Below are 14,260 nucleotides of genomic sequence, written 5' to 3' on the forward strand. Positions count from 1 at the left end.
ACTACTTCTTCTCTGGTGGGGGCTTCGGGCTCGCCATCGCGGCGGGTGCCTGCGGGTCGAGGCAGAACAGTTCTCGCAACGCGTTCGCGTAGTCGGTCTCGGCGGTCTCGGCGGCCAGCTGCTTGACCCGCACCGTCGGCGCGTGCAGCAGCTTGTCGACCACCCGGCGGACCGTGCGGCCGACCTCTTCGCGGACGGCGCCGTCGAGTTCGGGCAGCCGGTGGTCCAGCCGCAGCAGCTCGGCGTCCACCACCTCGGCCGCACGGCGGCGCAACGCCGTCACCGTCGGGGTCACTTCGGCGCTGCGCTGCCCGGCGAGGTAGTCGCGGACCTCGTCGAGGACGATCCCGGTCGCCTTCGCCGTCTGGCGCTCGGTGGTCGGGGTGCCGGCTTCGCGCATCCGGCGCTGGATGGTGGCCAGGTCCACGACCCGGACGTCGGCCAGCTCGCCGACCGCCGGGTCGACGTCGCGGGGCAGGCCGAGGTCGCAGACGGCGAGGGCCCGGCCGCTGCGCGGCAGGACCTGCGCCGGCGCGAACACAGCGTCCTGCGCTCCGGTGCAGCAGATCACGATGTCGGCGTCGCGCACGGCTTCGGCGACCCCGGACAGCGGGATCGCGCGGGCCGGCACGCCCTGGTCGGTGACGTTCGCGGCGAGGCGGCGGGCGCGGGCGTCGGTGCGGTTGGCGACGGTGATCTCACCGATCCCGGCCTTGCGCAGCTGCGACGCGCTCAGCGCGCCCATCGACCCGGCGCCGACGATGACGGCGTGCTTGCCGGTGACGTCGCCCGCCGCGGCGAGCGCCTCGGACACGACCGACGCGCCGAGGGTGTCGAGCCCGGTCTCGGTGTGGACGCGCTTGCCGACGCGCAGCGTGGTCTGGATCAGCTCGTGCAACGTGCGGCCGACGGTGCCGGCCTCGCGCGCGGTGGCGTAGGCGGACCGGATCTGGCCGAGGATCTGCGTCTCGCCGACGACCATCGAGTCGAGGCCCGAGGTGACCGAGAACAGGTGCTCGACGGCAGCGCCGGCGTAGTGCACGTACAGGCTGTCGTAGAGGTCGGCCGGTTCCATCCCGGACTGGCGGGACAGCACGCCGGTGACGTCGTCGAGGCCGCCGTGGAACGTCTCGACGACCGCGTAGACCTCGATCCGGTTGCACGTCGAGACGAGCATGACCTCGCTGACGTGCTCGGCCTGCTGCAGCTCGTCGAGCACCTTGCCGATCTCGGGCGTCGGCACCGCGACGCGCTCGAGCGTGCTCAGCTCCGCACTCCTATGCGAGAGACCGACCGCCAACACGCTCATGCCGTCACCTCGCTGACGCTCGGTGAGCGCCTGAGCGGCTGCGCTGTGCCGAATGATTCACTCGCAAGCTCGCTCATGAGCGCACCACCATTTCCCGTCCGCCGTCCGGACCCGAACCGTTCCGGCCGCCCTTCCCATTGTCGGACGGCAGGCCCGTGCCGGGTAATCCGGAATTGCCCTGACTGCCGGCGGCGTCATCCGCGCGGCGGGCCACATGGAACGAGAGTATCTGCAGCTCCACGGCCAAATCCACCTTGCGGACCTCGATGTGAGCAGGAACCTGCAGCACGACCGGGGCGAAGTTGAGGATGCACTGGACACCGCCCGCGACCAGGCGGTCACACACCGACTGCGCGGCGGTCGGCGGGGTGGCGATCACGCCGATGGAGATACCGCGCTCGGCGCAGACCCGCGGGATGTCGTCCATGTGCGACACCGGGAGGCCGCCGACCGGCACGCCGATCAGGTCCGCGTCCAGGTCGAACAGCGCTTCGACCGGGAAACCGCGCCCCGGGAAGCCGCCGTAGTTGGCCAGCGCGTGGCCGAGGTTGCCGATCCCGACCACGGCCACCTTGTGCTGCCGGGTCAGGCCGAGGATGCGTTCGATCTGGCTGACCAGGACGCTGACTTCGTAGCCGACGCCGCGAGTGCCGTAGGAACCCAGGTACGAGAGGTCTTTGCGCAATTTCGCAGAATTGACCCCCGCCGCCTGGGAGAGTTCCTCACTCGAAACGGTCGTCGCGCCCTGCTCGGACATTCCGGACAATACGCGGAGGTAGACGGCGAGGCGGGCGACCGCCGCTTCGGGAATCGACTTCGCCCGGACGGCCTCGGGGGCATCCCCGTTGCGGCCGGTGCCCTCGGCGGGTACGGCCGGGATTTCGGCGGTCGGCGCGTTGTCGGCGTCCGGGGTGGCCGGACGGCGGGGCCGTCGGGGCGGCCGGCCGGCGGAGTCCGCTCCGTCGCGCCTCCCCCGCTGTGTCACCACGCCGTCGTCTCCTGCTCGCTGTGCACCCGGCGGCCATCGCCACGGCCGAGCCGAACTGTGTCTTGACCCAGGGCGCGGGGTCCGGTTCGATGCGGACCGCCCGGGGGCGATGGTCCTACGGTAGACCACTTGTGAACGCGCGCACAAAGTCACTGGTCGGAGGCGTTTCCCGGGGACCGGGAAGGGCCGCCGATCATGACGCGGCGTCAGAATCCTTGCCCGCCAGGCACTTCCGGGCTCAGCGCGGGTCGGGGGCGTTCGGGGACCGATCTTCACGACGCGGTGAGCGGGCCGCCGGGCACGGTGAACGGCTCCGGTGCGCCGGTCACTCAGCGGGCGTCGAGGGTGACCGAGTGCCAGCCCGTCGCGCCGTCCGGCACCGGGTCCGCGCGGTTCTCCGTCTGGGTGTAGCCGTCCTGGTCGGTCGCGCGGACGAACGCCTGGTGCGTCCCCTTCGGCACGTCCAGCTCGATCCACCACATGCGCCAGGTGTCCTTGCTCACCTCGGCCGACAGGGTCGCCTCGCGCCACGAACCCTGGTCCAGCCGGACCTCGACCTTCGCGATGCCGGTGTGCTGCGCCCACGCCGTGCCGGCCAGCCGGACCTTGCCCGCCGGCACGTGGCCGGAGGCGGCCGGGGTGTCGATCCGGGACTCCGTCTTGATCGGCGCCTGCTCGGCCCAGCCGCGGTTGAGCCAGTACGCCTGCCGGTCGTCCCACTTGGCGAACTCGAGGGACTCGACCCACTTCGTCGCCGACACGTAGCCGTACAGGCCGGGGATGACGATCCGGGCCGGGAAGCCGTGCTCGACCGGCAGCGGCTCGCCGTTCATGCCGATCGCCAGCATCGCGCCGCGCCGCGGGTCGAGCGCGACGTTCGCCGGGGTGCCGCACGTCCAGCCGTCGACGCTGGTGGCGTACATCTGCTCGGCGCCGGGGTGCACGCCGGCTTCGCCGAGCAGGTCGACGAGGTCGACGCCGAGCCAGGTCGCGTTCGAGATCAGCGGGCCGCCGACCTCGTTGGAGACGCAGGTCAGCGTGACGCGGCGCTCGACCAGCGGCCGGTTGCGGATGTCGGCGTAGGAGAAGGTCACCTCGCGGTCGACCATGCCGTGGATCTTGAGGCTCCAGTCCTCGGTGCGGATCTGCGGGACGACCAGCGCGGTGTCGATGCGGTAGAAGTCGCCGTTCGGCGTGAGGAACGGCGGCGAGCCGAGCTTCGCGAAGTCGGCGTCGGCGGGCAGCGGCGGCGCGGTGCGGGCGGGGACGAGCGGCCCGACGGCGGCCCGGGAGTCCTCGGCGTTCGAGCTGGTCCCGGCCACCTGGCCGACGACGGCGGCGATCCCCGAACCGGCGGCGACGCCGATCCCGGCGCGCAGGAACTTCCGCCGGTCGAAGCCGCGGTCGTGCCCGAGGTCCACGGGCAGCGCGAGCCGGTGCAGCATCGTGAACACGACGAGCCCGGCGACCAGGGCGGCGACCGGCGCGAGCAGCGAGACCTGCCCGAGGTCGCTGCGCGCGTAGACGGCGGCGACCCCGGCGGCGCCGAGCAGGAAGACGAGGACCTGCCCGGCCCGCGGTGTCCGGCGCGAGAGCTGGCCGGCGAGCACCGCGAACAGCACGAGCACGACGCCGAGCCCGATCTTGAGGACCGGCTTGTCCCAGGTGCCCAGCGTCCGCTCGGCCCACTTCACGATCCCGGTCGGGCTGTGGTCGATGACGTAGTTGGCGACCGCGATGAACGGTGAAGCGGTGTAGCCGACGAAGCCCGCGACGAGGTGCCCGACCCCGAGGGCGGCGGCCAGCGCGAGGAGGCCGATGAGGGTGGCGACGGGCAGCGAAAGCCGCCTCGGCGCTTCGGGCGGCGCGTCCTGCAGAGTGCTCACGCCTCCATCTTCGGAGCACCGGCCCCGGAAGGCTGCCCGGAACGGCTTACGGACGTGTTACGGCTGGGGCCCGGCGCAAGTTGTCGTGAGTGGTAATCAGGGTTCTAACCCGAATTACCACTCACGACAAGCCGCGGCAGACTGCGGTCAGGCGAGGGCCTTCCGGAGCCGGTCCTCTTCCACCCGCCAGTACCCGTGCTCGGCCCCGTCGACCAGGATCACCGGGACGCGGTCGCCGTACTCCGCGCGCCACTCCGGGTCCGTGTCGACGTCTTCCGTCTTCCACGGCACCGCGAGCTCGCCGCAGATCCGGGCGACGTCCGCCTCCGCGACCTCGCAGAGGTGGCAGCCCACCCGGCTCATGACCGTCACTTCGTGCGCCATGGCGTCCTTACTACCGCAGTCGCGTGCGGCGCAGCTTGCCGGTGGCCGAGTGCGGCAGCGACTCGGCGAACTCCACGGCGTGCGGCACCTTGTACCCGGCCAGGTTGGCCGCGCAGTGGTCGACGACCTGCTGCTCGGACAGCGACGCCCCGGTCGCGGGCACCACGAACGCCTTCACCGCTTCGCCGCTTCGCTCGTCCACGACGCCGACGACCGCCGCCTCGGCCACCTCGGGCAGCTGCCCGATGACCTCCTCGACCTCGCGCGGGAAGACGTTGAAGCCGTTGACGATGATCAGGTCGTTGGCCCGGTCGACCAGGTGCAGGTCGCCGTCGGTGTCGAGGTAGCCGACGTCGCCGGTGCGGAACCAGCCCTCCTCGTCCGGGCCGTGGCCGCCGTCGGGCCAGTAGCCGGAGAACAGGTTCGCGCCGCGGATCGACACCAGCCCGGTCTCGCCTTCGGCCTCGAAAACGTCGTCGACGTCGTGCGGGTCGAGCGGCACGGCCTGGTCGGTGCCGTCGCTGTCCACCAGCCGCAGCTCGACCCCGGGCAGCGGCCGCCCGACCGAGCCGGGCTTCGGGTAGCCGGTGACCAGCGTCGAAGTCACCACCGGCGCGCACTCGGTGAGCCCGTAGCCCTCGAAGACGTCGAGGCCGGTGGCCTCGCGGAGCGCGCCCAGCACCTTCGGGTGCAGCGGCGCGGCGCCCGACGTCATCCGCCGGACGGTGGCCAGCCCCCGGCTCAGCTCCTCGGTGCCGAGCGCGGCGAACTCGGCGTACATCGTCGGGACGCCGGTGATCGTCGTGACGCCGTGTTCGGCGCAGTCGGCCAGCGTGCGGTGCGCCTCGAAGCGCTCCGACAGCACCGCGGTCGCGCCGACGGACGTCGCCTGCAGCAGACCGGGCCCGAGGCCGTAGACGTGGAAGAGCGGGATGGCGATCAGCACGCGGTCGTCGTGCGTGAGGACACCCTCGACGCCGCTCAGCTGCTCCAGGTTCGCCAGCAGCGCGCGGTGCGACAGCATCACGCCGCGCGGCGGGCCGGTGGTGCCCGAGGTGTACGAGACGACGGCGATGTCCTCGCCGGCCCGGCCGGCGTCGGCGACCTCGGCTACTCCATCCGGGTCGGATTCCGGAGTGAGCCCGCTCACGCCCTCCGGCAACGCCTCTTCCGCGTCGCGCGTGATGACAACCTTGGCACCGCTGTGCTCGAGCAGCTTCTCGAGCTCCGGTCCCGGCGACTGCGGCGACATCGGCACGACGACCGCCCCGGCGCGCAGGGCGCCGAAGAACGCGACCACGAAGTCCACCGACGTCGGCAGCCGCAGCGCGACCCGGTCGCCGGGCTCGACACCCGCCTCCGCCAGCCGCTCGGCCAGCGCGTGCACGGCCGCCTCGACCTGGCGATACGTCAGGACCCGCCCGGTGCCGGTCTCGCGGACGGCCGGGTGGTCCGGCCACGTCGCCGCGGCCCTCGTGAGCAGCCCGCCGACCCCCGACTGCGTCCCCTCTGGAGCACTCACCCGTGGTCCACCTCTCCTCGCCCGGCCCAAACCGTTGCAAGTCTGTCATTCGGAGCGACGTCATGGGTGCTGACCGCGAGCGTCGAGTCTGTGCAACCCCGGAGCCACTACCTACTTCGCGGTAACTACACGTATGCTGCACTGCGTCGCGGGGTGGTGTTGATCACCGCCGCGACCGGAGAGAGGGAGTCGCCGTGACGAACTTGCCTGCCCACGAGGTCGTGGGGCATGCGAGCCGGCAGGCCCCTGCTCGTCCGGGTTCCGGGGGTACCGTGGCCCACTGGGCCGAAGCCGCCGCCGGAGGTGCCGCCCGATGACCGTGCCGACCGCCGCCGTGAGCCGTGGGCCCGTCTTCATGTTCGCCGAGCGCGTGTTCGGGCGATCGCCGTCCGTGCCGTTGAGCAGGAAGGCGGTCGACGAGGAGCGCGCCGAAGCGGCGAAGGCCGAGGCCTGGGACCTGGTGCGCGCCGCGCAGGACGGCGACTCGTCCGCGTTCGGCCGGCTCTACGACCGCTACGTCGACGTCGTCTACCGGTACGTGCTGTTCCGCCTCGGCGACCGCGACCTCGCCGAGGACGTCACCAGCGAGACGTTCCTGCGCGCGCTGCGCCGGATCACGTCGGTGAGCTACCAGGGACGTGACGTCGGCGCCTGGTTCGTCACCATCGCCCGCAACCTCGTGCTCGACCACGTGAAGTCGAGCCGGTTCCGCCTCGAGGTCGTCACCGACGAGGTGACCGAGCCGGGTTCGGCCCCCTTCAGCGTCGGCGCGAGCGTCCAGGCGGGCCCGGAGCAGGAGGCGATCAGCCGCGCCACCCGCACCGAGCTGCTGCGCTGCGTCGCCGAACTGGGCGACGACCAGCGGGAATGCATCATCCTGCGGTTCCTGCAGGGCCTGTCGGTGGCGGAGACGGCCGAGATCATGAACCGCAACGAGGGTGCGATCAAGGCGCTCCAGCACCGCGCGGTACGCCGTTTGGCACAACTTCTGCCCACCGGATTGCGCTGATCCCGCGAACTTTTCGGCCCGTCGACCGAAACCGGTAACCCTGACGCCTTCTTAATCGTTACTCCAGCCAGACCGGTGTCAGGACCGGCCACGGCCCGAGATGGAGCTGCGCAGTGAGGTTTGCGCGTGAGCGAGCCGAGATCGACCGGTTCGCGCGTGCCCTGGAGCCGTCCCCGGTACGCCGGGACGGCGAGTTCGCCGACGAACTGGCCCTCGTCGGCGCACTGCGCGAGCTCGGTACGGCCGGGGCCCCGGACCTGGAGACGCGGCAGCGGATCCGCGCGGAGATCGCGGGCCGCCTGGAGACGGCGGCGGCCACCCCGCGTCGGAGGTGGCGGCCGCGGACCGCCGACCTGGTGGCCGCCGCGCTCTTCCTGGTCCTCGTCCTCTCCGGCCTGACCCTGGTGCTCTCGCGGAACGCCTTGCCGGGTGACCCGCTGTACGGCATCAAGCGGGCCGGCGAGTCGACGGCACTGGGCCTGACCTTCGGCGACCAGGCGAAGGCGCGCAAGCACCTGGAGTTCGCCACCAACCGCGTCACCGAGCTCGGCGAGCTGGCCGCCCAGGGCGCGAGCGAGGCCGACTACCGGACGGCGTACGACGACTTCGCGGCAGACCTGCGCGCCGGGGTCGCCCAGATGGCCGCGGTGGCGACCAGCGACGGCAGCGGCGCGCAGGCGCTGTCCGACGTCCGGCTGTGGGCGCGGAACCAGGCGGCCCGGATCACGGCGCAGCAGCCCACGCTCCCGGCGGGCGCGGCGACGGTGTTCGGCAACGTGCGCGACCTGCTCGGCAAGGTCCAGGAGCGCACGAGCGGGCTGGCCGCGCGGATGAACTGCTACCAGATCACCACCGGCACCTTCGACGACCTCGGCCCGCTCCCGGCTACCGGCGAGTGCACGCAGCGGCCGGTTCCCTCGTCCGGCGGCGAGCCGACGTCGGCGCCGACCGGCCCGTCGTCGGCCGAAAGCGCCGCGCCGACGCCGACGGGCACGCAGCTGCCGCCGTCGGACGCGACGGCGACGCCGGGCTCGCCCCTGCCGACGGGCGGGGTGACGCCGCCGCCGGTGTACGGCCAGGTTCCGACGACCACGCAGCGTCCCCCGGTGACGTCGACCACGCAGCCGCCGCCACTGGTTTCGATCCCGCCGCTGCTCCCCGGCCTGCCGCCGATCGTCATCGGCTGAGGTCCGGGCCACACCTGCGACGGCCCGGTGGGCGGCTCGCTACGCTGTGCGAAGGACCCGGACGTTCGCAGGGACGTGGCCAGACGTGGGCAGACGTGGAGGCGGTGTGCGTGTCAGCTTGGCGTGGCAGGGATAAGAGTCAGGAGCTGGAACGGCTCGCCACGCTCGCGGGCGAGGCGTCGGCCGAGGCCGCCCACGCCCAGGTGGTTTCCGAACCGCCCGCTCCGCCCGCCCCGCCGGATCTCACCGCAGCCGCGTTCTTCGACGTCGACAACACGATGATGATGGGCGCGTCGATCTTCTACTTCGCCCGCGGGCTCGCGGCGCGGAAGTTCTTCACGTCGTCGGACCTGGCCGGGTTCGTCTGGGGCCAGATCAAGTTCCGGCTCGGCGGCCGCGAGAACAAAGAGGACATCAAGACCCACCGCGAGCGCGCATTGTCCTTTGTGGCCGGTCGCACGGTGGCGGAGCTGACGTCGATCAGCGAAGAGATCTACGACGAGCTGATGGCGGACAAGATCTGGTCCGGCACGCGCGCACTGGCCCAGATGCACCTGGATGCGGGCCAGCGGGTCTGGCTGGTGACGGCGACCCCGATCGAGCTGGCGGCGATCATTTCGCGCCGGCTGGGGCTGACGGGAGCGCTGGGCACGGTGGCCGAGACCCGCGACGGCGTGTACACGGGGCGTCTGGTGGGCGACCTCCTGCACGGCCGCGCGAAGGCGCACGCGGTGCGGGCGCTGGCGTCCCGCGAGGGCCTGAACCTCAAGCGCTGCACGGCTTATTCGGACTCGGCGAACGACATCCCGATGCTGTCGGCGGTGGGCACCGCGGTGGCGGTGAACCCGGACGGCGGGTTGCGCGACGTGGCGCGGGCACGCGGCTGGGAGATCCGCGACTTCCGCACCGGCCGCAAGGCGGCGAAGATCGGCGTCCCGTCGGTACTGGGCGCGGGCGCACTGGCCGGCGCGGTCGCGGCCGGAATGGCCTACCGCCGCCGCTGACGTGTCGACCCTTCAATCACGCGAGTCGACCCTTCAATCACGCGAGTCGGCTCTCTGATCACCGGCGCCGGCTGCGACTCGCGTGCCGGAAACGACGACACGCGTGATCAGGAAGCCGACACGCGTGATTGAGGCGACGACACGACGCCCGGGCCTCAGCCGCGGAAGATCGACTTCCGTTGCGAAAGGCGCTGGTACAAGGTCTGCTGGATCGACTCCCGCACCTGGTCCGTCAGCTGGAACACCAGCATCGGGTCCTCCACGGCCTCGGGGCCGTACGAATCCGTCGCGATCGGCTCGCCGAACTCGATGCTCCACTTCGTCGGGAGCGGGATCGCGCCCAGTGCACCCAGCAGCGGGAAGAACGGCGTCACCGGGAAGTACGGCAGCCCGAGCATCCGGGCCAGGATCTTGATGTCGCCCAGCTTCGGGTAGATCTCCTCCGCGCCGATCACCGACACCGGGATGATCGGCACGCCCGCGCGCAGCGCCGCCGACACGAAACCGCCGCGGCCGAAGCGCTGCAGCTTGTAGCGGGACGAAAACGGCTTTCCGACGCCCTTGAACCCCTCGGGCCACACGCCGACCAGCTCGCCGCCGCGCAGGAGGCGTTCCGCGTCCGCGTTGCAGGCCAGCGTCTGGCCGGACTTGCGGGCGAACGAGCCCACCAGCGGCACCTGGAACACCAGGTCCGCGCCGAGGCCGCGCAGGTGCCGGCCGCCGGTTTCGTCGTGGACCGCCACCGCCGTCATCAGCGAGTCGAGCGGCAACGTGCCCGAGTGGTTCGACACCAGCAGCGCGCCGCCTTCGAGCGGCAGGTTCTCGACGCCGAACGTGTCGACGCGGAACCACTTCTTGTACAGCGCGCGCAACGGCGGCAGGAACACCGCGTCGGTCAGCTCGGCGTCGAAACCGAACTCGTCGACCGTGTAGTCGCCGGTCAGCCGGTCGCGGATGAAGCCGAGCGCCGAACGCGCGGCTTCCGAAAGCGGCTCCGGGGCCGGCTGGTCCGCACCCGGGAAGGCGACGACCGGCGCGTCCACCCGGGCGGCTTCCTCCTCACGGAGGTCGCGGTCCGCTGCCGGCTTCTCCCGGCCAGGTCCGTGCAGGGGGATGACCTGCGCCTCGGCACCGCCCACTGTCTCCGCCTCGCTTCCGAAGTCGTCCAAGTCGTGCGGTCTGCGGTAAAAATCGGAGCTTCGCTCCGGGCCTGGGGCTCCGTCACCCGGACCCCCGGAAGGCCTGGTCACCGGCTCGACTGCCCGGTCGCCGCGGCGACGAGCACCTTGCCGGCCAGACCCGCCAGCTTGCCGCCGTCGAGCACCGGCCGGAGCCCGCGTCCGACGATGTAGTCGTCGAACGCCTCACGCGTGGTCCACCGCGGGGTGTAGCCGAACTCGCTCTTCAGCTTCGTGATGTCGACGACCCGGCCGAAGTTCAGCAACCGGACCTGGTCGGCGGAGAAGTCCACCACCCGGGCACCGCGCAGAACCTTGCCGACCGACGGCACCACGCTCCGCGGCATCGGCAGCTCGACCCGGCCCGCTCGCCGGATCGCCTGTGACAGGGTGAGTACCCCCTCCGAGCCGACGTTAAAGACGCCGGGCTTGTCGTTCAGGGTCGCGCGCTCCAGCACGGCCAGCGCGTCCGAAGAGTGCAGCAGCTGGATGCGGGCGTCGTAACCGAAGACGGTCGGCACGACCGGCAGCGCGAAGTAGCGCGAAAGAACGGTGTCGGTCGACGGCCCGATGATGTTGGCGAAGCGGAACAGCGTCGTGGTGATGTCGGGACGGCGCCGCACCAGGCCGCGCACGTAACCCTCCATCTCGACGGCGTCCTTCGCGTACCCGCTGGAGGACGTCGGGATGAGCTCGGAATCCTCGGTGAACACCGCCTGCGAGCGGGCGCTGGCCCCGTACACCGCCGCCGTCGACTTGACCACCAGCTTGCGGACCAGCGGCGAGCGCTGGCACGCGGCCAGCAGCCGCATGGTGCCGATGACGTTGACTTCCTTGATCGCGGTGCGCCGCCCGGGCCCGGCCGGGTGCGCGGTGCAGGACGCGTGCACCACGGTGTCGACCTTCGCCGTGCTGATCACCTTGGCGATCAGCGGGTTCCGGATGTCCGCGCGGACGAATTCCGCGTGGCCCATGCGCTGCAGCACCGCCTTGTCCGGGGCGACCGTGTCGACACCGATGACCCGCTCGAAGTCGGGGTTGTTGCCCAGCCGGGCGAGGAGTTTCCCGCCCAGTTCGCCGGCGACTCCGGTGACGAGCACGATGTTCGACGGCATGCGACTCCCTGCGGCGTAGGGCGTGGTGGGGGTGGACGATCACCCGAAGTGCGCGAGCCTGCACTCACTGGAAGCATCGCGCGGACACCCTTGAGATGTTACCGCTCTTCAGTGGTAGCTCCGGGTTGTCTTACGTGCTATTAACCGCTATTCCCCCGGAAAGCGATGAAGGCCTCACTCGAACGGGGGGAACCGGCCCACCACATGGACGTGGCCCGTCCAGGGACTGGACGGGCCACGGCTACGCACGGCAGGTTCTACTTGCCGGCCTTACGACGCTGCACTCGCGTGCGGCGCAGCAACTTGCGGTGCTTCTTCTTCGACATGCGCTTGCGGCGCTTCTTGATCACAGAGCCCATGGGCGCTCCTTAGGTCGTCGTCGGTCACGCTGCCCGGCGCAGCGTCCAACGGGTGGAGCGCACAGGCACGAGCGGTCTTCCAGGTTACCCGTCACCCTGCGCGGGCCGGTCGGCGGGCACGTTGTAGCGCTGCGCGCCGCTGGCCACGGCGTGCCCGACCGCCGGTTCAGCCCACGTCGTAATACGCACCCTGGAGGTACTCGTGCACTGCTTTCTCCGGCACCCGGAACGACTTGCCCACCCTGACGGCAGGCAACTCACCCGAGTGCACGAGACGGTAGACGGTCATCTTGGAGACCCGCATCAGCGTGGCCACCTCGGCGACCGTCAGGAACTGGACCTGCCCGACTGCCGGCAGATCCTCCTTCTTGTTCGGCGACATGTTTACCGCGTCCTTCGACACGCGTCGCGCCACGAGGCTTCCCCACCTGTGGTACCGACACGCACGTGCTCTATCGAGAGTAGCGGGACTGGTGGGACTAATGCGACGCCTGTCACCGAGATGGGCTCCTACCAGCGCTAACGCATGAGCACCCGCGCGTGCAAGACCGCAGGAATCGCCCATTACGGCGAATCCGGACGCTCGGTGCCCGGCTCGAGCGGCAGCCGCAGCGCGCGGACCGTGAACGAAACGGCGTGGTACCACCCGCAGACGAGCAGCAGGTCGAGCGCGCCGTCCTCCCCCACCGCGGCCACCAGGCCCGCCCACGCCTCGTCCGACAGGTCCGACGTCGCGTGCAGCTCGTCGACGGCCGCGAGCACCGCGCGGTCTTCCGGCGACCAGCAGCCATCAGCCGGACCGCCGGCCGCGAGCGAGCGGAGCTGGACGTCGTCGAAGCCCGCCTTCTCCGCGTACACGGCGACGTGCACGCCCCACTCGTAGTCGGCGCCGCACAGCGCCGTCGTCCGGTCGATGACCAGCTCACGCTGCCGGACGCTCAACGCCGAGCGCCGGGAGAAGTAGTAGCGGCCCCAGCTCGCGACCCCGCGGGCCAGGCCGGGACGCCGCGCCCAGACGCGGAACAACTGGAGGGGTGGCCCGAGTTCGCCGAGCACCGCGCCGGTCTCGGCGTCGAACGGCGGCTCGAGGGGCGCGATCCGCGGCTGCTTCGATTTCAGAGGCATGACGGGCACGCTAGCATCGGGCGCTTCGGAAAGGAAAGCAATGACGACTCCCCTGCCCGGTCGCCCCGTCCGGGGTTCGACGACGGGCCGCCCGATCATGGCGCTGCTCGACCTGCTGGGCCGGCGCTGGACCCTGCGGATCCTGTGGGAGCTGCGCGACGGCGCGAAACCGACGTTCCGCGAGCTGCAGCAGCGGTGCGACGGCGTCTCGTCGAGCGTGCTGGCCACGCGGCTGCGCGAACTGGGCGAAGCGGACCTGGCCGACCACGCCGGCGACGGCTACGCACTCACCGAGCAGGGGAAGTCCCTGTTCACGACGCTCGTGCGGCTCGACGCCTGGGCCGCGGACTGGCGGCCCCGTCAGTCTTCGTGAGCCTTGCCGAGCGCCTCGGACCGGTCCTTCGCCGCCTCGATCGCGTCGAGCAACGCGGCCCGGACGCCGTGCTTTTCCAGTTCGCGGATCGCGTTGATGGTCGTGCCCGCCGGCGACGTCACGGCCTCGCGCAGCAGCACCGGGTGCTCGTCGGACTCGGCCAGCATCTTCGCCGCGCCGACGGCCGACTGGATGATCAGCTGCCCGGCCAGCGCCCGCGGCAGCCCCAGCAGGATGCCGGCGTCGATCATGGCCTCGACCAGGTAGAAGAAGTACGCCGGGCCGGACCCGGACAACGCCGTGACCGCGTCCTGCTGGCCCTCGGGCACCTCGACGACCTGGCCGACGTGCGAGAGCAGGTCGCGCACGACCGCGAGGTGGTCCGCCGTGGCCCAGCGACCCGCCGAAATCGCGCTCATGGCCTCGTTGACCAGCATCGGCGTGTTCGGCATGACCCGCACCACCGGGACGCCCTCGGCCAGCCGGCGCTCGTACAGCGACGTCGGCAGGCCCGCGCACAGCGACACGACCAGCGACGACGGGCTCAGCAGCGGCGCGAGCTCGTCGAGCACCGGGTCGATGTCCTGCGGCTTCACGGCCACGACCAGGACGTCGGCCTGCTTCGCGGCTTCCTCGACCTCGACGCCGCGGATGCCGTAGCGCGCGGTCAGCTCCTCGACGCGCGCCGGGTACCGCTCGGTGAAGAGGAGGTCGCCCGGCTCGTGGCCGCCGTGCAGCAGCCCCGAGAGCAACGCCTCGCCGATCTTGCCCGCACCCAGCACCGCGATGACCGTCATGGCGTAGAGCGTGCCAAACGCGGC

The 14,260-nt window shown here is 71.4% G+C and carries 15 protein-coding genes; 4 read left to right on the forward strand and 11 right to left on the reverse strand.

Features of this window, described 5'->3' with window-relative positions:
• Position 1: 1 nt before the first annotated feature.
• The 5 genes from QRX60_RS08855 to QRX60_RS08875 all read right to left on the reverse strand — a co-directional run bounded on the left by QRX60_RS08855 (position 2) and on the right by QRX60_RS08875 (position 6,089).
• Positions 2–1,309 (reverse strand): glutamyl-tRNA reductase, encoded by a 1,308-nt coding sequence (locus QRX60_RS08855; protein WP_286000288.1) that lies wholly within the window; start codon positions 1,307–1,309, stop codon positions 2–4.
• 73 nt (positions 1,310–1,382) lie between these two features.
• Complete coding sequence (locus QRX60_RS08860; RefSeq protein WP_286000289.1) at positions 1,383–2,297, reverse strand: redox-sensing transcriptional repressor Rex; 915 nt, start codon at positions 2,295–2,297, stop codon at positions 1,383–1,385.
• Positions 2,298–2,626: 329 nt separating this feature from the next.
• Complete coding sequence (locus tag QRX60_RS08865; RefSeq protein WP_286000290.1) at positions 2,627–4,183, reverse strand: molybdopterin-dependent oxidoreductase; 1,557 nt, start codon at positions 4,181–4,183, stop codon at positions 2,627–2,629.
• 147 nt (positions 4,184–4,330) lie between these two features.
• On the reverse strand, positions 4,331–4,567 hold the full coding sequence (locus tag QRX60_RS08870) for a glutaredoxin family protein (RefSeq protein ID WP_286000291.1): 237 nt from the start codon (positions 4,565–4,567) through the stop codon (positions 4,331–4,333).
• 10 nt (positions 4,568–4,577) lie between these two features.
• On the reverse strand, positions 4,578–6,089 hold the full coding sequence (locus QRX60_RS08875; RefSeq protein WP_286000292.1) for a long-chain-fatty-acid--CoA ligase: 1,512 nt from the start codon (positions 6,087–6,089) through the stop codon (positions 4,578–4,580).
• Between the two features lie 313 nt (positions 6,090–6,402).
• Between QRX60_RS08875 and QRX60_RS08880 the strand changes: the two genes are divergently transcribed.
• The 3 genes from QRX60_RS08880 to QRX60_RS08890 all read left to right on the forward strand — a co-directional run bounded on the left by QRX60_RS08880 (position 6,403) and on the right by QRX60_RS08890 (position 9,289).
• Positions 6,403–7,098, forward strand: a complete 696-nt coding sequence (locus tag QRX60_RS08880; RefSeq protein WP_286000293.1) for a sigma-70 family RNA polymerase sigma factor — start codon at positions 6,403–6,405, stop codon at positions 7,096–7,098.
• Positions 7,099–7,211: 113 nt separating this feature from the next.
• The gene (locus QRX60_RS08885) at positions 7,212–8,285 is read left to right on the forward strand and encodes a DUF5667 domain-containing protein (RefSeq protein WP_286000294.1); all 1,074 of its coding nucleotides are present in this window, start codon (positions 7,212–7,214) and stop codon (positions 8,283–8,285) included.
• Between the two features lie 110 nt (positions 8,286–8,395).
• Positions 8,396–9,289 carry an HAD family hydrolase gene (locus tag QRX60_RS08890; RefSeq protein WP_286000295.1) on the forward strand — a complete coding sequence of 298 codons (894 nt, stop codon included), beginning with the start codon at positions 8,396–8,398 and terminating at the stop codon, positions 9,287–9,289.
• Between the two features lie 155 nt (positions 9,290–9,444).
• Here the strand turns inward: QRX60_RS08890 and QRX60_RS08895 are convergent, their stop codons facing one another.
• From QRX60_RS08895 to QRX60_RS08915, 5 genes are all read right to left on the reverse strand, one after another.
• The gene (locus QRX60_RS08895; protein WP_286000296.1) at positions 9,445–10,458 is read right to left on the reverse strand and encodes a lysophospholipid acyltransferase family protein; all 1,014 of its coding nucleotides are present in this window, start codon (positions 10,456–10,458) and stop codon (positions 9,445–9,447) included.
• Between the two features lie 77 nt (positions 10,459–10,535).
• Complete coding sequence (locus QRX60_RS08900) at positions 10,536–11,582, reverse strand: NAD-dependent epimerase/dehydratase family protein (protein WP_286000297.1); 1,047 nt, start codon at positions 11,580–11,582, stop codon at positions 10,536–10,538.
• Between the two features lie 257 nt (positions 11,583–11,839).
• Complete coding sequence (locus tag QRX60_RS08905; RefSeq protein WP_007030867.1) at positions 11,840–11,941, reverse strand: 30S ribosomal protein bS22; 102 nt, start codon at positions 11,939–11,941, stop codon at positions 11,840–11,842.
• Positions 11,942–12,107: 166 nt separating this feature from the next.
• Positions 12,108–12,323 (reverse strand): helix-turn-helix domain-containing protein, encoded by a 216-nt coding sequence (locus QRX60_RS08910; protein WP_013222402.1) that lies wholly within the window; start codon positions 12,321–12,323, stop codon positions 12,108–12,110.
• Between the two features lie 182 nt (positions 12,324–12,505).
• Positions 12,506–13,066: a carboxymuconolactone decarboxylase family protein gene (locus QRX60_RS08915; protein ID WP_286000298.1), complete on the reverse strand. Its 561-nt coding sequence runs from the start codon at positions 13,064–13,066 to the stop codon at positions 12,506–12,508.
• Between the two features lie 40 nt (positions 13,067–13,106).
• On the opposite strand from QRX60_RS08915, the gene QRX60_RS08920 reads away from it, so the two are divergent.
• Positions 13,107–13,439 (forward strand): winged helix-turn-helix transcriptional regulator, encoded by a 333-nt coding sequence (locus tag QRX60_RS08920; protein ID WP_286000299.1) that lies wholly within the window; start codon positions 13,107–13,109, stop codon positions 13,437–13,439.
• Here QRX60_RS08920 and proC read toward each other — a convergent pair.
• On the reverse strand, positions 13,427–14,236 hold the full coding sequence (gene proC, locus QRX60_RS08925) for a pyrroline-5-carboxylate reductase (RefSeq protein ID WP_286000300.1): 810 nt from the start codon (positions 14,234–14,236) through the stop codon (positions 13,427–13,429). The genes QRX60_RS08920 and proC overlap by 13 nt on opposite strands.
• Positions 14,237–14,260 lie beyond the last annotated feature (24 nt).

Source organism: Amycolatopsis mongoliensis (assembly GCF_030285665.1).
Classification (GTDB): Bacteria; Actinomycetota; Actinomycetes; order Mycobacteriales; family Pseudonocardiaceae; genus Amycolatopsis; species Amycolatopsis mongoliensis.